18 protein-coding genes and 1 pseudogene are annotated in these 18,738 nt (G+C 69.2%); 14 read left to right on the forward strand and 5 right to left on the reverse strand.

Translation table 11 applies throughout. The features are described 5' to 3' along the window. Positions 1–53 precede the first annotated feature (53 nt). Positions 54–548: a glutathione peroxidase gene (locus CJ179_RS25960; RefSeq protein WP_072943166.1), complete on the forward strand. Its 495-nt coding sequence runs from the start codon at positions 54–56 to the stop codon at positions 546–548. A gap of 98 nt (positions 549–646) precedes the next feature. After that, entirely contained in the window at positions 647–1,351 is a 705-nt protein-coding gene (locus CJ179_RS25965) for a DUF2334 domain-containing protein (protein WP_072943007.1), read from the forward strand. A 50-nt stretch (positions 1,352–1,401) separates the two neighbouring features. Here the strand turns inward: CJ179_RS25965 and CJ179_RS25970 are convergent, their stop codons facing one another. Then, complete coding sequence (locus CJ179_RS25970) at positions 1,402–2,049, reverse strand: MBL fold metallo-hydrolase (protein ID WP_005244410.1); 648 nt, start codon at positions 2,047–2,049, stop codon at positions 1,402–1,404. Between the two features lie 130 nt (positions 2,050–2,179). Here CJ179_RS25970 and purS point away from each other — a divergent pair, with 130 nt between their 5' ends. Both purS and purQ read left to right on the forward strand, forming a co-directional pair. Next, positions 2,180–2,419 (forward strand): phosphoribosylformylglycinamidine synthase subunit PurS, encoded by a 240-nt coding sequence (gene purS / locus CJ179_RS25975; RefSeq protein WP_005244409.1) that lies wholly within the window; start codon positions 2,180–2,182, stop codon positions 2,417–2,419. Then, positions 2,416–3,093, forward strand: a complete 678-nt coding sequence (gene purQ / locus CJ179_RS25980; protein WP_095863308.1) for a phosphoribosylformylglycinamidine synthase subunit PurQ — start codon at positions 2,416–2,418, stop codon at positions 3,091–3,093. Before purS ends, purQ begins: the two co-directional genes overlap by 4 nt. Before the next feature lie 52 nt (positions 3,094–3,145). Here purQ and CJ179_RS25985 read toward each other — a convergent pair whose 3' ends face one another. Continuing rightward, the gene (locus tag CJ179_RS25985; RefSeq protein WP_095863309.1) at positions 3,146–3,793 is read right to left on the reverse strand and encodes a HemK2/MTQ2 family protein methyltransferase; all 648 of its coding nucleotides are present in this window, start codon (positions 3,791–3,793) and stop codon (positions 3,146–3,148) included. 195 nt (positions 3,794–3,988) lie between these two features. Between CJ179_RS25985 and malQ the strand changes: the two genes are divergently transcribed. Next, positions 3,989–6,100 carry a 4-alpha-glucanotransferase gene (gene malQ, locus CJ179_RS25990; protein WP_095863310.1) on the forward strand — a complete coding sequence of 704 codons (2,112 nt, stop codon included), beginning with the start codon at positions 3,989–3,991 and terminating at the stop codon, positions 6,098–6,100. On the opposite strand, the gene CJ179_RS25995 is transcribed toward malQ, so the two are convergent. Further along, positions 6,097–6,687, reverse strand: coding sequence for a TetR/AcrR family transcriptional regulator (locus CJ179_RS25995; protein WP_095863311.1), 591 nt, complete (start codon positions 6,685–6,687; stop codon positions 6,097–6,099). The two genes, malQ and CJ179_RS25995, sit on opposite strands and share 4 nt — an antisense overlap. A gap of 57 nt (positions 6,688–6,744) precedes the next feature. Here CJ179_RS25995 and CJ179_RS26000 point away from each other — a divergent pair. The 7 genes and pseudogenes from CJ179_RS26000 to CJ179_RS26030 all read left to right on the forward strand — a co-directional run. Beyond that, positions 6,745–7,980: pseudogene (locus CJ179_RS26000) on the forward strand (macrolide family glycosyltransferase); the annotation flags it as partial. A gap of 52 nt (positions 7,981–8,032) precedes the next feature. Then, positions 8,033–8,386 (forward strand): VOC family protein, encoded by a 354-nt coding sequence (locus CJ179_RS26005; RefSeq protein WP_095863618.1) that lies wholly within the window; start codon positions 8,033–8,035, stop codon positions 8,384–8,386. Between the two features lie 25 nt (positions 8,387–8,411). After that, entirely contained in the window at positions 8,412–9,695 is a 1,284-nt protein-coding gene (locus CJ179_RS26010) for a M18 family aminopeptidase (RefSeq protein ID WP_095863312.1), read from the forward strand. A gap of 143 nt (positions 9,696–9,838) precedes the next feature. Further along, positions 9,839–12,124, forward strand: a complete 2,286-nt coding sequence (gene purL, locus CJ179_RS26015; RefSeq protein WP_072943018.1) for a phosphoribosylformylglycinamidine synthase subunit PurL — start codon at positions 9,839–9,841, stop codon at positions 12,122–12,124. A gap of 3 nt (positions 12,125–12,127) precedes the next feature. Next, positions 12,128–13,897 carry an alpha/beta-hydrolase family protein gene (locus CJ179_RS26020; RefSeq protein WP_095863313.1) on the forward strand — a complete coding sequence of 590 codons (1,770 nt, stop codon included), beginning with the start codon at positions 12,128–12,130 and terminating at the stop codon, positions 13,895–13,897. Beyond that, complete coding sequence (locus CJ179_RS26025; RefSeq protein ID WP_095863314.1) at positions 13,894–14,538, forward strand: CPBP family intramembrane glutamic endopeptidase; 645 nt, start codon at positions 13,894–13,896, stop codon at positions 14,536–14,538. Before CJ179_RS26020 ends, CJ179_RS26025 begins: the two co-directional genes overlap by 4 nt. A 4-nt stretch (positions 14,539–14,542) precedes the next feature. Next, positions 14,543–14,929 carry a sterol carrier family protein gene (locus tag CJ179_RS26030; RefSeq protein ID WP_095863315.1) on the forward strand — a complete coding sequence of 129 codons (387 nt, stop codon included), beginning with the start codon at positions 14,543–14,545 and terminating at the stop codon, positions 14,927–14,929. Here the strand turns inward: CJ179_RS26030 and CJ179_RS53795 are convergent, their stop codons facing one another. Continuing rightward, positions 14,930–15,310, reverse strand: a complete 381-nt coding sequence (locus tag CJ179_RS53795) for a class I SAM-dependent methyltransferase (protein ID WP_275957895.1) — start codon at positions 15,308–15,310, stop codon at positions 14,930–14,932. Between the two features lie 173 nt (positions 15,311–15,483). On the opposite strand from CJ179_RS53795, the gene purF reads away from it, so the two are divergent. Further along, positions 15,484–17,067 (forward strand): amidophosphoribosyltransferase, encoded by a 1,584-nt coding sequence (gene purF, locus CJ179_RS26040; RefSeq protein WP_072943026.1) that lies wholly within the window; start codon positions 15,484–15,486, stop codon positions 17,065–17,067. A gap of 120 nt (positions 17,068–17,187) precedes the next feature. Further along, positions 17,188–18,267 carry a phosphoribosylformylglycinamidine cyclo-ligase gene (gene purM / locus CJ179_RS26045; protein WP_005244377.1) on the forward strand — a complete coding sequence of 360 codons (1,080 nt, stop codon included), beginning with the start codon at positions 17,188–17,190 and terminating at the stop codon, positions 18,265–18,267. A 111-nt stretch (positions 18,268–18,378) separates the two neighbouring features. Here purM and CJ179_RS26050 read toward each other — a convergent pair whose 3' ends face one another. After that, entirely contained in the window at positions 18,379–18,579 is a 201-nt protein-coding gene (locus CJ179_RS26050; protein WP_005244376.1) for a DUF3073 domain-containing protein, read from the reverse strand. Between the last annotated feature and the right edge of the window lie 159 nt (positions 18,580–18,738).

Genomic DNA, 18,738 nt, shown 5'->3' on the forward strand with positions numbered 1-18,738 from the left:
CCGGGCGATTCGAAGCCTGGGCGCACAGAGGTTTGTTGGCTACGTTGGTGCGCATGACGACACCTGTTCAGAACATCGGTATCAACACACTCGGCGGCACCCCGACCTCCCTCGGCGAATACGACGGTCGCGCCGTCCTCGTGGTGAACGTCGCCTCGAAGTGTGGACTGACCCCGCAGTACAAGGGCCTCGAGAAGCTCGCCACCGACTACGCCGACCGCGGCCTGACCGTGATCGGCGTCCCGTGCAACCAGTTCATGGGGCAAGAGCCCGGCACCGCCGAAGAGATCGAGACCTTCTGCTCCACCACCTACGGCGTCACGTTCCCGCTGCTCGAGAAGATCGAGGTGAACGGTGAGAACCGGCACCCGCTGTACGAGGAACTGACCAAGGCCGCCGACGCCGAGGGCGCCGCGGGCGACATCCAGTGGAACTTCGAGAAGTTCCTCGTCGCACCCGACGGCACCGTCGTCAAGCGGTTCCGTCCCCGCACCGAGCCCGAGGCGCCCGAGGTCGTCGAGGCCATCGAGGCGGTCCTGCCGAAGTAGGCGGCTTCGCCGCCCGTGCGCCTTTCTGGTAGCTCCGACTACCAGAAAGGCGCACGAGCTTTGCCCCTTGTTCACGTTCACCTGTCACGCTGGGGCCCATGACCGGACAGCTGATCGTGTCGGTGTCGGGGATCAAGGACGAGACGCGCGACTTCGCGGCCGCGTTCGCCGAGGAGATGGATGCGCGCGGCGTGCCGCTGTCGCTGCTCGTCGCCCCGCGCCTGAAGGACAAGTACCGCCTGGTCAACGATCCCGCGACGCAGGACTGGCTCCGTGTGCGCCGATCCCGCGGCGACGCCGTCGTCCTGCACGGATACGACCAGGCCGCCACCAAGCGCCGTCGGGCCGAGTTCGCCGCGCTGCCCGAGCACGAGGCGCGGCTGCGACTGCTCGCGGCCGACCGGGTGATGGAACAGACCGGGCTGCGCACCAGACTGTTCGCCCCGCCCCGCTGGCTGGCGTCGCAGGGCGCCGTCGCGGCACTGCCGTCCGCCGGGTTCCGGCTGCTCGCCGGGATGACCGCCATCCACGACCTCGAACGCGGGACGTCGGTGCGGTCGCGGGTGCTGGGAATCGGGGAGGGATTCCGCGCCGAACCGTGGTGGTGCCGGGCCCTCGTCCTCGGCTCCGGACGCACCGCCAAACGCGGGGGCGTGGTGCGCCTCGCCGTCACCGCCAAGCAGCTGGGCACGTCGGGCCCGCGGCAGGCGATGCTCGACGCCGTCGACCTCGCGCTCTTCCATGACGCGCGGCCCGGCGTGTACCGCTGGGAGCGGCGGATTTCGCAGATCGGTGCCGCCTGACCCGTGAGTACTTGTTAACCGCCCGCGGTTAACAAGTACTCACGGGGGCGTCAGGCCACCTCGACGCTCGACTCGCTCGGCATCGTGCGGAACTCGGTGCCCTCGGGCGCCATGTCCGAGTAGCGGCCGTAGAAGATGCCGGTGGCCTCGTTCGCGATGATCGCCTGGTGGATGGGCACCGCGACCCGCGGCGCGACGGCCCGCAGGTAGTCGATGGCCTCGGAGATCTTCAGCCACGGCGCCGCGGCGGGCAGCGCCAGCACGTCGACCTTCTGCTCGGGGACGAACAGGGAGTCGCCGGGGTGCATCAGCCGGGCCGGGTTGCCGGCGTCGCCGAGAAGGAACGCCGTGTTGTCGATCACGGGAATGTCGGGGTGGATCACCGCGTGCCTGCCGCCGGTGCCGGTGACGTGCACGTCGCCGATGTCGAACTCGTCGCCGGCGTGCACTCCCGTCCACGCGCCGCCGAGCTGGGCGGCGGTCTGCGGGTCGGAGTACAGCGCCGCGCCGGGGTTCGCCTCGACGAGGGCGGGCAGTCGCTGCTGGTCGACGTGGTCGGGGTGCTGGTGGGTCACGAGGATCGCGTCCAGTCCGGTGATGCCCTCGAATCCGTGCGAGAAGTTGCCCGGATCGAAGAGGATGGTGGAACCGTTCAACTCGACGAGGACGCAGCTGTGGCCGAAGTGAGTCAGTCGCATGAATTCGAGTATGCGCTTGCGTGCATGGCTCGTCCCTTCGTCCGATGCGAACCGCAGGCAGGTAGCCCGGTAAACTTCCGGGTGCCCGGTGTTCCACTCTGGGCTCGCGCACAACAACAAGGAGCAGCACGTGGCCCGTGTCGTCGTCGAAGTCATGCCCAAGGCCGAGATTCTCGACCCCCAGGGGCAGGCCATTGTCGGAGCGCTGCCGCGGCTCGGCTTCGCTGGAGTTTCCGATGTCCGTCAGGGCAAGCGGTTCGAGCTCGAGGTCGACGGCAGTGTCGACGACGCTCAGCTCGAGAAGATCGCCGAGGCCCTGCTGGCCAACACGGTGATCGAGGACTGGACCGTGAGGCGCGTCGAAGCATGAGCGCCCGCGTCGGAGTCATCACTTTCCCCGGCACCCTCGACGACGTCGACGCCGCCCGCGCGGTGACCCTCGCCGGCGGCGAGGCCGTGAGCCTGTGGCACGGCGACGCCGACCTCAAGGGTGTCGACGCCGTCATCGTCCCCGGTGGCTTCTCGTACGGCGACTACCTGCGGTGCGGCGCCATCGCCCGGTTCGCGCCCGTCATGGGCAAGGTCGTGCAGGCCGCGCAGGGCGGTATGCCCGTCCTCGGTATCTGCAACGGTTTCCAGGTGCTGTGTGAAGCGGGCCTCCTGCCCGGCGCGCTCACCCGGAACGAGGGCCTGCACTTCATCTGCCGCGACGAGTGGCTGAAGGTCGAGGCCACGTCGACGGCGTGGACGTCCCGCTACGAGACGGGTGCCGAGATTCTCGTCCCGCTCAAGTCCGGCGAGGGCCGCTACCAGGCGTCGGAGAACGTTCTCGACGAACTCGAGGGTGAGGGCCGCGTGGTGTTCCGCTACACCGGCGACAACCCGAACGGTTCGCAGCGCGGCATCGCGGGCATCTCCTCGGCCAACGGCCGCGTGGTGGGCCTCATGCCGCACCCCGAGCACGCCACCGAGGCCCTCACCGGCCCCAGTGACGACGGGCTCGGCATGTTCTACTCCGTGCTCGACAGCGTCATCTCCGCCTGATCCGACCGGCGCCGTGCGGGCCTCGGCCACGCACGGCGCCATCAGGCCATGTCTAGCTGACGGCGCGGATCACCACGATTTCCTCGAGGATCTGACCGACCTCGATGAGCCCTCGCCGCTCGAGCATCTCCCGCCGTTCGACGAGGACGGGTCCGAACGGGATCTCGGCCGTCGCGGCGACGTCGACCGTCATATTCTGCTCCTCGAGCATCGTCAGTGTCTTCTCGACTCCGCTCAGGCCGGACTGCGCCAGCAGCAGAACCCCGCCGTCGACGAGAAGGTCGGGGGCCTGGCAGCAGATCCGGTCGAGCAGTGCGCGACCGTTCTTTCCCGCATCCCAGGCGCGCGCCGGACCGCGGTCGGGCACGGTGTCGACGGATGCCGGGACGTACGGCGGATTGGAAACGACGAGCTCGAACCGCTCTTGGCGGACGTGTTCGGTGAGGTCTCCGTGGATCACCCGGATCCGGTGCCCGCGGGCGAGCGCATTGAGCCGAATGCTGATCGCCGCCCGCCTCGACACGTCCACCGCGGTCACCCGGCCCGCACCGGCGGCCGCGGCGGCCACGCTCAGCGCGCCCGTCCCGGCACACAGATCGAGTACCCGGGAGTGGGGACCGAGTCGCTCCGCCGCCAGGACACCGGCCAGCAACTGCGTATCGTGTTGCGGGCGATAGACTCCGGGAAGACGTAGCAGCATCGAAGACTCCTCGGTTGCCGGGCGCATCGGCGTACGCCAACCGAGTGCCACCGGGCGCTCGCCGTGGACGCCGTGCGTCTGATTACCGAACAGTTACCCCACTCGCCGCGGGGCCAATCACGCCGGCGGGTCCGACGGCCGTGGCGGCGATCCGGAAGACGCGCGGAACCCGAGGCGAACTGGCACGATCGACGGGTGACGTACACCGAGCAGTTGCGTGATCTCGCGGCCCGGCACGGGGTTGCGACGTCGTATCAGGGTTGGGACCAGCGGCGTCACGACGTGGGCGACGACACGCTCCGCAGCGTCCTCGCAGCGCTCGACGTCACCGCCGGAACGGAGGACGAGGTGCGGCGCGCCCTGTCGGAGTGCGACGTGGCGCCGTGGCGTCGGATGCTGCCGCCCGTCGTCGTCGGCAGGAACGGATCCGAGACCCGTTTCGTGGTCCACGTTCCGCACGGCGAGGCGGTGGACGTCACGATCGACACGGAGTCGGGCGCGACGGTCCCGGCACGCCAACTCCAGGTGTGGGTCGATCCGCGAGAGGTCGACGGTGTTCTCGTGGGGCGCGCGACGTTCGCCGTGCCCTCCGACGTTCCGTGCGGGTGGCACACGGTCCAGGCGTCCACCTCGGGCACCTCCTCGTCGTGCACGCTCGTGGTGACACCGGCGCGGTTGACCACTTCGGACGCACTGCGCGACCGCAGGCGCTGGGGTGTGCTCACGCAGTTGTACTCGATCCGGTCGCGTCGGTCCTGGGGTGTGGGGGATTTCGGCGACCTTGCGGATCTCGCGTCGATCTTCGGTTCCGTCCACGGCGCCGACTACGTTCTGGTCAATCCACTGCATGCCGCGCAGCCCCGACCGCCGATCGAGGCGTCGCCGTACCTGCCGACCACCCGCCGCTACGTCAACCCGCTGTACATCCGCGTCGAGAATATCCCGGAGACGGCGTACCTCTCGACGCGACGCCATGCGCGGATGCGCGACGCCGCAGCGCGATTCGAGAGGGCGAACGACCGGTCCGACCGGATCGACCGCAACCCGTCGTACCGGGCGAAACTCCGGGTGCTCGAACGGGTCTTCCGGATCGAGCGCAGCCCGAGCAGGCAGCACGCGTTCGAGGAGTTCTGCCGCGTCGAGGGGGACGGGCTGCGGGACTTCGCGACCTGGTGCGCGCTCACCGAGAAACTGCCGCCCGACGACCCGCGATGGACGACGAAGGCCGGTGCGCCGGACAGCGACTGGGTGCAGGCGCAGCGGCGCAAGCTGACGCCGCGAATCCAGTTCTACTCGTGGCTGCAATGGGTGTGCGACGAGCAGCTTTCCGACGCACAGGACGCTGCGCGCGCGGCGGGCATGGACATCGGGATCGTGCACGACCTGGCGGTCGGGGTCCAGCGCGGGGGCGCGGACGCGTGGTCGCTGGGAACGGCTCTGGCGGAGGGCATTACCGTCGGCGCTCCTCCCGACGACTTCAATCAGCAGGGCCAGCAGTGGAATCAGCCGCCGTGGCGGCCGGATCGGCTGGCGGAACTGGGGTACGCCCCGTACCGCGACATGCTGCGCACCGTCCTGAAGCACGCGGGCGGCCTGCGGGTCGACCACATTCTGGGACTGTTCCGGCTGTGGTGGATTCCCGCCGACGCGCAGACGCCTGCCGACGGAACGTACGTCACCTACGACCACGAGGCGCTCATCGGGATCCTCGCGCTCGAGGCCGAGCGGGCGGGCGCCGTGGTGATCGGCGAGGACCTCGGGGTGTTCGAGCCCGCGGTGCAGGACTACCTCGCCGAGCGCGGCATCCTGGGGACCTCGATCCTGTGGTTCGAGCACGACGGCGAGCGGCCGACACCGCCGGAGCAGTACCGGACCCTGTGCCTGACATCCGTGACCACGCATGATCTTCCGCCGACCGCCGGATACCTGGCCGGCGAACACATCGAATTGCGCTCGCGGCTCGGGCTCCTCGAACGCGACCTCGAACTCGAGAAGGAACACGACGCCCAGCAGCGCGAGGCCGTGCTCCAACTGGCGCGCGACCGCGGGTTGCTGGCGGACGACGCGTCGATACCCGACACCGTGAAGGCGCTGTACAGGCTGATCGCCCGGAGCCCGTCGCTGCTGTCGGGTGTCGCACTGGCCGACCTGGTGGGGGAGTACCGCATCCAGAATCAGCCGGGCACCGACGAGACCCAGTATTCGAACTGGAAGATTCCCCTCGCCGACGCGTCCGGGCGCGCGGTCCACGTCGAGGACCTCACGCACGGCGATTTCGGGTTCGTCGAGGACGCAACCCGCGCTTAGGGCGCGAGGGCGCGCATCGCCAGGTCGACGACGGCGTCCGCGTGCTCGTGGGTGAGGGGATGGGCTCCGGACTGCCAGCGGTAGAACATCGGCGCCATGAACAACTCGAACGCGAGAGCGAGGTCGACGTCGGGTCGCACCTGCCCGGCGTCCTGCGCCGAGCGGAACCGCGTGGCGACGAACTCGAACTGCGGCTGGTAGATCCGTTCGACGATCTGTTCCCTCAGGGCCGGGTCCTGCAGCGATTCGATGGACAGCGCCCGGAACAGCGGTTCGAAATCGGGGGACGTGAACTCGTCGACCGTGGCCCGCAGCACCAGCCTCATGTCGGCGGCGAGGTCGCCGGTGTCGGGCAGGGCCAGGGCCTCCTGGGCGCCGGCCGCGTTCTGTTCGTGCAGGGCGTCCACGACGAGTGCGCCCTTGGACCGCCACCAGCGGTAGATGGTCTGCTTCCCGACCTTGGCGCGTGCGGCAATGCCCTCGATGCTGATCTTCCCGTAGGGCTGTTCGCGGATCAGCTCCTGCGTGGCCTGCAGGATCGCGGCGCGGGACCGTTCGGATCGGCGGGGATTGTCGGCGGACGGCATGAACGGATCCTAGACCAGACCAGACGAGACGTATCGTCTTGACTCGTCTGCGGCCGGATGTCATCATGTATCGAGACGGACCGTTCCGTCTCGGAAAGGATGAAGATGACCCGCTCACACATCGCCATGGTCAGCATCCCGGCGCCCGGGCACGTCAACCCCAGCCTGGAGATTCTCCGAGAACTCGTCGCGCGCGGGCACCGCGTGACGTACGCCAACGACGCCGCAGTGAAGGACGTCGTCCAGAGCACCGGAGCGGAATTCAAGGAGTACGCCTCGACGTTGCCGCGCGTGAACACCGCAGGCGCGGCGGACGCGTCCGGGAAGTCCTGGGACGGCGACACCATCGATCACCTCACCCTGTTCCAGGCCGAGTACGAGTCGATGCTGCCGCAGTTGCGGAGGCTGTACGAGGACGACCGCCCCGACCTGTTCCTCTACGACATCGCGGGAGGTCCCGCCCGCGTCCTCGCCGAGGAATGGAACGTGCCGACTGTGCAACTGTCGCCGACGTACGTGGCCTGGGAGGGCTACGAGGACGACATGAAATCGTTCGTGGACACCATGCGTGCCGACCCGCGTGGCGCCGCACTGTACGAGCGGCAGGGGAAACTGCTGCGGGACAACGGTGTCGAGACCGACCCGGACGAGTTCTACGGGCGCCCGGCCCGGGCGGTGGTGCTGATCGCGAAATCGATGCAGCCCAACGCCGACCGCGTGAACGAGGACGTCTATACGTTCGTCGGACCTGCGCTGCCCACCCGGCGGCCCGCCGATGGCCGGTGGGAGCGTCCGGCAGCCGCGGGCAAGGTGCTGCTCGTCTCGCTCGGCACCGCGTTCACCGATCACGCCGACTTCTACCGCCGCTGCATCGAGGCATTCGGCGACCTCGACGGCTGGCACGTCGTCCTGCAGATCGGGCAGCACGTCGACGTCGACGAACTCGGCGCCGTGCCCGGCAACGTGGAGGTCTACCGCTGGGTGCCGCAGTTCGACATCCTGGGGCAGGCCGACGCGTTCCTCACCCACGCCGGCATGGGCGGGTCCAGCGAGGGCATGTTCACGGGGACCCCGATGATCGCCGCGCCGCAGGCCACCGACCAGTTCGAGAATGCCGACGCGCTCGTCGCCGCGGGAGTGGCGGTGCGCGTGGACAGTTCGGACGTGTCGGCAGCCGGACTGCGGGACGCGCTCACCTGGGTCGACGCCGAGCCGGTCCGTCGCCGCAGTGCGGAGCTCGCCGCCGAGTTGCGTTCTGCCGGTGGCGTGGACGCTGCCGTCCGGGTCATCGAGGAGTTCCTGCGAAGCTGCGAAACGTGTCGGTGGTCACGGCTACTGTGCGGGCATGGCACTCACACTCGGCATGATCACGTTCGACACCACCGATCCGGGGCCGCTCGCGAACTGGTGGGCGAAGCAGACGGCGGGCACGGTCGAGCAGGAGAACGACGGCTGGTTCTACGTCGTCGCCCTCCCTGATTCCGCGCAGAAGCTGGCGTTCCAGAAGGTCGACGATCCCACTCCGGGGAAGAACCGCATCCACCTCGACCTGGCCTCCGAAGACCTCGACGGCGAGGTCGGCAGGCTGAGTGCCGACGGCGCGACGGAGGTCGGGCGGCACGAGATGGGCGGTTTCCGATGGGTCACGCTCGCCGATCCGGACGGCAACCAGTTCTGTGTCTCGGGTCCCCACCCGTGACAGCGGGTCCTGCATGATTGACCCCATGCCTTCCACTACGTGGGCCGACGCCCAGGGACTCTGCACCTTCGTCGATGCCTCACCGTCGCCGTTCCATGTGTGCGCGACGGTGTCGATGTTGCTGACCGGCAACGGTTTCACCGAGTTGCACGAGACCGACTCGTGGCCCGGCGAGCCCGGCCGGTACTTCCTGGTGCGCGGCGGATCCCTCATCGCATGGAGCACCGAGGGGGTGGGCCGGACGGCGCCGTTCCGCATCGTCGGCGGGCACACCGACAGCCCGAACCTGCGCGTCAAGCAGCACCCCGACCTCTCGTCGGCGGGGTGGCAGCTGGTGGGTCTCGAACCGTACGGCGGCGCGTGGCTCAACTCCTGGCTCGACCGCGACCTGGGCATCTCCGGGCGGCTGAGTGTGCGGGTCGGCAACACGGTGGAGGAGAAGCTCGTCCGCGTCGACGAGCCGATCCTGCGCGTGCCGCAGCTGGCGATCCACCTGTCCGAGGACCGCAAGGGCGTGCACCTCGATCCGCAGCGCCACCTCAACGGCGTGTGGGGCGTGGGTACCGAACGCCGGTCGTTCATCGACTTCGTCGCCGAGCGGGCGGAGGTGCCCGCCGACGCGGTGCTCGGGTGGGAACTGATGACCCACGATCTCGCGCCCAGCGCCCTGGTCGGAACCGAACAGGACCTCGTCAGCGCGCCGCGGCTCGACAACCAGGGCACCTGCTACGCGGGCACCCAGGCGCTGCTGTCGGCGGCCGAACGTCCCGGGGATCAGGTGCCGGTGCTCGCGCTGTTCGACCACGAGGAGGTGGGGAGCATGTCCGATCGGGGCGCGTTCTCCGATCTCCTGAGCACCGTCCTCGAGCGCATCGTCCTCGGTCGCGGCGGCGGTCGCGAAGAATTCCTGCAGACGATGGCCGGGTCGATCTGCGCGTCCGGGGACATGGCGCACGCGACCCACCCCAATTACCCGGACCGGCACGAGCCCGCCCACCACATCGCCGTCAACGGGGGACCGGTGCTCAAGGTCAACCAGAACCTGCGCTACGCCACCGACGCGGCCGGGGCCGGTGCGTTCGCGCTCGCCTGCGACCAGGCCGGTGTGCCGCTGCAGCGGTACGTGCACCGGGCCGATCTGCCGTGCGGTTCGACCATCGGCCCGATCACCGCGTCCAGGACGGGGCTGAGCACCGTCGACGTCGGCGCCGCGCAGCTGGGAATGCATTCCTCGCGGGAGCTGATGGGTGCCCGTGACGTGCGCGCCTATTCCGACGCCCTTGCGGCCTTCCTCACACCGACGGCGTGACGGGGAGGGGCGAGGAGCGCCAGGTCGGTGCCGGAACGAGCCGCCGGATAGACTGACGTACGGCTCGTCGCCACCCGGCTTGCGCCGACCGTGACTCCCGGCTTGCCTCTCTTGACTCCCGTAGGGAAGGGACCCCACCTCCAGTGTCAGCACACCCGGTCGATACCGTCACCGCCGCCACCGCGACCCCCGACGTCGCACAGCCTTTCAAGGAGCTGGGTCTCAAGGACGACGAGTACGCCCGCATCAAGGAGATCCTGGGCCGGCGCCCCACCGAGGCCGAGCTCGCGATGTACTCGGTGATGTGGAGTGAGCACTGCTCCTACAAGTCGTCCAAGGTGCACCTGAGGTACTTCGGTGAGACCACGACCGACGAGATGCGGTCCTCGATGCTCGCGGGCATCGGCGAGAACGCCGGCGTCGTCGACATCGGCGACGGCTGGGCGGTCACGTTCAAGGTCGAGAGCCACAACCACCCCTCCTACGTGGAGCCCTACCAGGGCGCGGCCACCGGCGTCGGCGGCATCGTCCGCGACATCATGGCCATGGGCGCCCGTCCCATCGCGGTGATGGACCAGCTGCGTTTCGGTGCGGCGGACGCCCCCGACACCCGCCGCGTCGTCGACGGTGTGGTGCGCGGCGTCGGCGGCTACGGCAACTCGCTGGGCCTCCCCAACATCGGCGGCGAGACCGTCTTCGACGAGTCGTACGCCGGTAACCCCCTGGTCAACGCCCTCTGTGCCGGCACGATGCGGGTCGAGGACCTGCACCTGGCGTTCGCGTCCGGCGCCGGCAACAAGATCATCCTGTTCGGTGCGCGGACCGGCCTCGACGGCATCGGCGGCGTGTCCGTGCTGGCGTCCGAGACGTTCGACGGCGACGAATCAGGTACCGGCCGGAAGAAGCTACCGGCGGTGCAGGTGGGTGACCCGTTCACCGAGAAGGTGCTCATCGAGTGCTGTCTCGAGCTGTACGCCGCGAAGCTGGTGGTCGGTATCCAGGACCTCGGCGGCGCCGGGCTGTCCTGCGCGACGTCCGAGCTGGCCGCGGCCGGCGACGGCGGCATGCACATCAACCTCGAGCAGGTCCCGATGCGGGCCACCGGCATGACCGCCGCCGAGGTGCTCTCCAGCGAGTCGCAGGAACGCATGTGCGCGGTCGTCACCCCCGAGAACGTCGACGCGTTCATGGAGGTCTGCAAGAAGTGGGACGTCCTGGCCACCGTCATCGGTGAGGTCACCGACGGCGAGCGCCTGACCATCTCCTGGCACGGCGAGACCGTCGTCGACGTGCCGCCGCGCACCGTTGCCCACGAGGGCCCGGTGTACGAGCGCCCCGTGCAGCGTCCCGCGAGCCAGGACGCCCTGGTCGCCAACACCACCGCCGGCCTGACGCGCCCGGAGTCGGCCGACGAGCTGAAGGCGACCCTGCTGAAGATGCTCGCGTCCCCGGCGCTGTGCAGCCGCAAGTGGATCACCGAGCAGTACGACCGCTACGTGCGCGGCAACACCGTCCTGGCCGAGAACGCCGACTCCGGTGTGATCCGCGTCGACGAGAAGACGGGCCGCGGCATCGCGCTCGCCACCGACGCGTCCGGCCGCTACACCGCGCTGGACCCGTACACCGGTGCGCAGTTGGCACTCGCGGAGGCGTTCCGCAACGTCGCCGTCACCGGCGCCACCCCCAAGGCCGTCAGCAACTGCCTGAACTTCGGGTCCCCCGAGGATCCGGGCGTCATGTGGCAGTTCCAGCAGGCCGTCCGCGGCCTGGCGGACGGCTGCGCGAAGCTCGGCATCCCCGTCACCGGCGGCAACGTCAGCTTCTACAACCAGACCGGCTCGACCCCGATCCTGCCCACCCCGGTGGTGGCCGTGCTCGGTGTCATCGACGACGTGCACCGTCGCATCCCCACCGGTCTCGGACTGGAACCGGGCGAGACGCTGATCCTGCTCGGCGACACCCGCGACGAGTTCGACGGGTCCATCTGGTCACAGGTCGAGCACGGCCACCTCGGCGGCGTGCCGCCGAAGGTCGACCTCGAGCGGGAGCAGTTGCTGGCCGACATCCTCCTCGCGGCGTCCCGCGACGGACTGGTGTCGGCGGCGCACGACCTGTCCGAAGGTGGTCTCGCGCAGACCGTCGTCGAGGCCGCGCTGGCCGGGGAGACGGGCTGCCGCATCCTGCTTCCCGACGACGCCGATCCGTTCGTCACCCTGTTCTCCGAGTCGTCGGGCCGCGTGCTCGTCGCGGTCCCCCGCACCGAGGAAACTCGCTTTACCGGTATGTGCACGGCCCGTAACCTCCCGTGGGTGCGCATCGGTGTGGTGGACGAGGGCTCCGATTCCGTCGAGGTCCAGGGCCAGTTCTCGGTCTCGCTGGCCGAGCTGCGCACGACGTTCGAGGGAACTCTGCCGGCATTGTTCGGGTGATGAATGGTCGAATCGGGGGCATTGGAGAGGGTTGACAGGGGGCCGCGGGAACTCTCGCGGCTGGTTGATCCTGCACTCCTCCACGGTCCCCGACTCGACCGGACCTGGCGTTTCCTTCGGCTCGACTTCACCGGCATCGCGTTCGCGACGCTGTTCTTCTGCTGGTCGCTGACGCCGTCGCTGCTGCCCCGCGACTGGCTGTTCCAGGGGCTGATCGGCGGCATCAACGCCGCGATCGGCTACACGGTGGGAACGGCGATCGGCTGGCTGGTCCGCCGCTACTTCCTGCGGCACCGGTCGTGGTGGCCGCTGCCGGAACCGTGGTCCACCGGCCTGCGCGTGCTCGTGACGGTGACGTGCGTGTCGGTGAGTCTCGTGATGCTCGCGTACTCCGCGGCGTGGCAGCGTGAACTCGCCGCGCTGATGGGGGCGGAGGGCACCACCACCACCGGCTACATCCGCACCGGTGGCCTGAGCCTGCTCGTGGGTGCCGCGATCATCTCCGTGTGGCGGCTGCTGCGCGAACTGGTGCGGTGGATCGCGGCGCGACTCATCCGGCGGTGGCACCTCGCGATCCCGACGGCCACCACCGTCGGCATCCTCATCGTGACGGTGCTGTTCTTCCTGCTCGTCGACGGCGTTCTGATGCGCGGCGTCTACGCCACCACGAATGCGGCGTTCAGCCTGCAGAATTCGACCACCCGCGACGGCGTCGAGCAGCCGCTCGATCCCGAGAAGTCGGGCAGCCCGGAGTCGCTGGCGCCCTGGGACACCCTCGGGTACGAGGGCCGGAACTTCGTGTCCCGCGGCCTCGACGCCGACGAACTGACGGCGGCCAACGGCACCCCGGCCAAGGATCCGATCCGGGTCTACGCAGGACTCGAGACCGCCGAGGACCCCGACGAACGCATGGACATCGTCATCGACGAACTCGAGCGGACCGGCGCGTTCGCGCGCAAGGTCCTCGTCGTCATCCCCACCACCGGTACAGGCTGGGTCAATCCGACTGCGGCGCAGGCGATCGAGTTGGTCCACAACGGCGACACGGCGCTGGTCGCCGGCCAGTACTCGTTCCTGCCGAGCTGGATCTCGTTCCTCGCCGACCGGGAGAAGGCGGCCGAGGCGGGAAAGATGCTGATCGACCGGGTGCACGAACGGTGGTTGCAGGAACCCGAGGCGACCCGCCCCAAGCTGCTCGTCTACGGCGAAAGTCTCGGCACCCAGGCAGGGGAGGGCGCCTTCGACACGCTGAGCGACATCCGGCAGACCGTCGACGGTGTGCTGTGGGTCGGGCCGCCCAACTCGAACCGGCTGTGGGGGCAGCTGGTTCAGCGCCGCGACCCGGGCACTCCCGAGGTCGACCCCGAGTACTCGGCGGGTCTGGTGGTGCGGTTCGCCGACGACTCCGCCGACATGGTCGAGGACCCGGGGGAGTGGTTGTCGCCGCGCATCCTGTACGTCCAGCATCCGTCCGATCCCGTCGTGTGGTGGTCGCCCGACCTCGCGTTCACCCGGCCCGACTGGTTGAAGGAACCGCCGGGCGACGATCGCTCGCCGTCGATGAAATGGTTTCCGTTCGTGACGTTCTGGCAGGTGTCCGCCGACCTCACGAACGCCGCCGGGGTGCCCGACGGGCACGGCCACAATTACGGAACCCTCGTCCTCGACGGCTGGATCACCGTCGCGCAGCCCGAGGGGTGGACGCCCGCCGACACCGAACGTGTCCGGTCCACCCTCGAATCCCTCGCCGGGACAGAGGGTCCGGAGAAGTGACCAGGCTCGCCTCCGTGGCCGGTGCGGCGGCGGCCGTGCTGTGGAACAACGTGGTGCTGCCCGGTTCGGGCCTCGGCCCGTACGGGCGGGCCGTCGCGGGCGGCGCGCTCGGACTGTCGGTGGTGGGAGTCGCCCGCACCGCGGGGTACGGCGTCGACGAACTCGGGCTGTCCGCGTCGGCGCTCCGGTCCGGGCTGCGGTACGGCGCCGTGGCGTCGGTGATCCCGCTCGCCGGATACGCGATCGCGCTGAGCGTGCCCGCCGCGCGCAGGCGGGTTCCGACCGGCGACCGCGCCACCGATGTCGCCCGCTGGGTGGGGTTCCGGATCCCCGTGGGGACCGTCGCGCACGAGGAACTGCTGTTCCGCAGCGTCCTGTCCGCGATGCTGCGACGGGGCTGGACACCCACCACGGCGTACGCCCTGCACGCCGTGACGTTCGGGCTGTGGCACGTGCGCGCGGCCCGGATCGCCGGTGACCCGATCGGCGCGAGCGTGCTGCTCACCGGTTCCTCTGCAGTGCTGTTCGAGTGGTTGCGACGGTGCAGCGGCAGCGTCGTAGCCCCTGCTCTACTGCATCTTTCGGTCAACGTCGGCGGGGTGGTGGCCGCCGAAGCCGTGCGGGCCCGCACAGTAGATTGAGCCCATGCCGTCGCGTCGAGCCGTAGATCCCGCCGAACTGAGGACCGCCGTACTCGAGGTCGGTCCGTGGCTGCGCGGCGACACCGAGGAGAAGCCGTCCCGCACCCAGCTGGCCGCGGCGGTCCGGCTCAGCGCACGGACGCTCGAGCAGGTGGCACCCGGGTCGAGCGTGGAGGTGCGGGTTCCCCCGTTCGTCGCGGTCCAGTGCATCGAGGGTCCCCGGCACACCCGCGGCACCCCGCCCAACGTCGTGGAGACCGATCCGCGGACGTGGCTGCTGCTGGTGACGGGACTGCTGGATTTCGACGGCGCGACGTCCGGCGGCGAGGTGTCGGTGTCGGGGAGTCGTGCAGGGGAGATCGCCCACTGGCTGCCGCTGCTGCGCGTGTAGTCACCCCAGCCACAGCGCCAGGGTGCGCGGCCGGCCGCTCGATCCGGTGTCGGACGGGCGCACGGCGAGGACCTGATGGATCGTCAGGCGACCCTTCTCCTCGAACCCCAGGGCGCTGGCCGCGAGATACAGCAACCAGGTGCGGGCCCGCGCCCATTCGGCCTGTTCGTGGCTGAGGGTGATCCCGACGACGGACACGTCGTACTTCTCGGCGGCGTGGATCGCCATCGAACCCCACCCGCAGCCCACGCCCAGCAGTCGCATGCCCGACTGGAGTCCGAGCTTGCGGCAGACGTGTACGGGAAGGGGGATGCCCATCGCACCTTCGAAGGCGCTCAGCAGACGTTCTGCGGCGGTCGGAGCCGTGCTGCGGACGTTCATCGGAACAGCCCCCGCTCTGTGGTTCGAGGATGCTGATCGATACCGAAACCAATCTATTTTCGTCCCGTCGTCCGGGAGTCGGGCCGGTTCGATCGGCACCGTGGGAGAAGCGGCGGCGCGGGGCACGTAGACTGACCTTGCCCCTCACACGCCCATCCCCAGGGAGCACCCCGGTGACCAGAGCCGATCTGTCGGTCCACAGTCCTAATCTTCTCTCTTCGAACCCGTCCGACGAGGACGAGAACGAGCCCCGCGAAGAATGCGGAGTCTTCGGCGTCTGGGCGCCGGGAGAGGATGTGGCGAAACTCACCTACTACGGGCTTTATGCTCTGCAGCACCGTGGTCAGGAAGCGGCGGGCATCGCCGTCGCCGACGGTTCGCAGGTGCTGGTCTTCAAGGACCTCGGGTTGGTCAGCCAGGTGTTCGACGAGCAGACTCTGGCAGCGATGCCGGGCCACGTCGCCGTCGGTCACTGTCGCTACTCCACCACGGGCTCGACCACGTGGGAGAACGCGCAACCGATCTTCCGCACCACCGCGGCGGGCAGCGGCATCGCCCTCGGCCACAACGGCAACCTCGTCAACACGGCGGAACTGGCGCAGCGCGCCCGTGCGGCGGGCCTCGTCAACGACAAGCGCCCCGGCGGCGCCACGTCCGACTCGGACGTGGTCGGCGCCCTCCTCGCGCACGCCGCCGCGGACAGCACCATCGAGCAGGCGGCCATGACGCTGCTGCCGACGCTGCGCGGCGCGTTCTGCCTCACGTTCATGGACGAGCACACGCTCTACGCGGCGCGTGACCCGCACGGCATCCGCCCCCTGTGCCTCGGACGACTGGACCGCGGCTGGGTGGTGGCCAGTGAGACGGCCGCACTCGACATCGTCGGCGCGTCGTTCGTCCGCGACATCGAACCAGGCGAACTCCTCGCCATCGACGCCGACGGCGTCCGCTCCTCCCGCTTCGCGAACCCCGAGCCCAAGGGCTGCGTGTTCGAGTACGTGTACCTGGCTCGTCCGGACAGTGTCATCGGCGGACGTTCGGTGCACTCGACCCGCGTCGAGATCGGCCGTCGCCTCGCCACCGAGCACCCCGCCGAGGGCGACCTCGTCATCCCGGTCCCCGAATCGGGCACTCCCGCCGCGGTCGGGTACGCGCAGGGATCGGGCATTCCGTACGGCCAGGGTCTGATGAAGAACGCCTACGTGGGCCGCACCTTCATCCAGCCCTCGCAGACGATCCGCCAGCTCGGTATCCGCCTCAAACTCAACCCGCTGAAGGAAGTCATCCGCGGTAAGCGCCTCGTGGTGGTGGACGATTCGATCGTCCGCGGCAACACCCAGCGCGCGCTCATCCGGATGCTCCGCGAGGCAGGCGCCCTGGAGATCCACGTCCGGATCGCGTCGCCGCCGGTCAAGTGGCCCTGCTTCTACGGCATCGACTTCGCCTCCCCGGCCGAGTTGATCGCCAACGGTGCGGGTGGCGGCGGCGAGCCCGGCAGCTTCGACGAGATGCTCGAAGGGGTGCGCCGCTCCATCGGCGCCGACACCCTCGGCTACATCTCCACCGAAGGCATGATCGCGGCCACCGAGCAGCCGGCGTCGCGACTGTGCGCGGCCTGCTTCGACGGCACGTACCCCATCGCGCTCCCCACGGAGACGTCGATCGGAAAGAACGTTCTCGAGGGAATGCTCGAGAGCGCGGCAGGCGGTCCCGCGACGCGGGAGAACGACAACGCGAACGCCCTCAGTCGGCCGTAGGCCGGTACATCGGGAGCCGGCCGGAGAACGTACTCCGGTACCGTAAGGACGCAATCACAGCACTCGATTGCCCGACCGACACGATTTTGACGAGCAACAGAAGGCTGGAGTAACAACCACATGACCGAGGATCCGACAAGTCGCCCTGGCGCGTCCTACGCCGCCGCAGGAGTGGACATCGCCGCAGGCGATCGGGCGGTGGAACTCTTCGCTCCCTTGGCCAAGCGCGCCAGCCGTCCCGAGGTTCTCGGTGGTCTCGGTGGATTCGCGGGACTGTTCTCGCTCAAGGGTGACTACAAGGAGCCGCTGCTCGCGGCGTCCACGGACGGTGTGGGCACCAAGCTCGCCGTCGCCCAGGCGCTCGACAAGCACGACACCGTGGGTCTCGACCTGGTCGCGATGGTCGTCGACGACCTCGTCGTCTGCGGTGCCGAGCCGCTGTTCCTGCAGGACTACATCGCCGTCGGGCGCGTCGTCCCGGAGCGGGTCGCGGAACTCGTCAGCGGCATCGCCGAAGGCTGCATCCAGGCCGGTTGCGCGCTGCTCGGTGGCGAGACGGCCGAGCATCCCGGTGTGATGGCGGACGGCGACTACGACCTGTCCGCGACCGGTGTCGGCGTGGTCGAGGCCGATCAGGTGCTGGGCCCCGACCGGGTCCGTCCCGGCGACGTCGTGATCGCGATGGGTTCGTCCGGACTGCATTCCAACGGTTACTCGCTGGCCCGCAAGGTGCTGCTCGAGATCGATCACATGAGCCTGACGGCGCACGTCGACGAGTTCGGCCGCACGCTGGGCGAGGAGATGCTCGAGCCCACGAAGATCTACGCCAAGGACTGCCTGGCGCTCGCCGCCGAGACCGACGTGCGCACGTTCTGCCACGTCACCGGTGGTGGACTGGCCAACAACCTCGCGCGGGTCATGCCGAAGGGTCTGGTTGCCGAACTCGACCGCGGCACCTGGAGCCCCGCTCCGATCTTCGCGATGATCGCGCAGCGCGGACGCGTGGAGCGGGCCGAGATGGAGCAGACGTTCAACATGGGCGTCGGCATGGTCGCGATCGTGGCGCCCGAGGACGTCGATCGTGCGCTGGCCGTCCTGACGGCGCGGCACATCGACTGCTGGACGCTGGGCAGCATCAAGAAGTCGCACGACGTGTCCGCCGAGCGCGCGATTCTCGCCGGCGACCACCCGAGGTTCTAGGGTCGGACGCCGTCTGTCGGAACGGGGCGAGCTAGTGGCCCCGACCGGCTGAAGATGTGGAAATGAGGGGGAGCCGGTACCGGCTCCCCCTCATTTCTGTGTCTTCAGATCTCAGCGCCGCCAGTCGTCGTCGTCCTCCCGGGAGTGACCCTCCCTGTCGGCACGCTGGTCAGCGAAGACCTCGTCCCGATGCGAGTTGGACGACCCACCTGAGAGCTCTCTTTGCAGGCTGTCAAAATCCGTGGTCGGTACGCTGTACTTCAGCTCGCGTGCAACCTTGGTCTGCTTTGCCTTAGCCCGGCCGCGGCCCATGGCTGACCCCCTCGCGCTTTCGCGGGGCGGCCTGGGGAATTTGGCGGCCCCGTTTGAGTGTGTAAGTTCCTGCCCCACACTCTAGCGTGGAAAAGTCCCTCGCGCTTCCATCCACACCCCGAACCGGTGTCTGTTTAGTCTCATCGCGGTCGCGAGCTG

Source organism: Rhodococcus sp. ACS1 (assembly GCF_002300155.1).
GTDB lineage: Bacteria > Actinomycetota > Actinomycetes > Mycobacteriales > Mycobacteriaceae > Rhodococcus_F > Rhodococcus_F koreensis.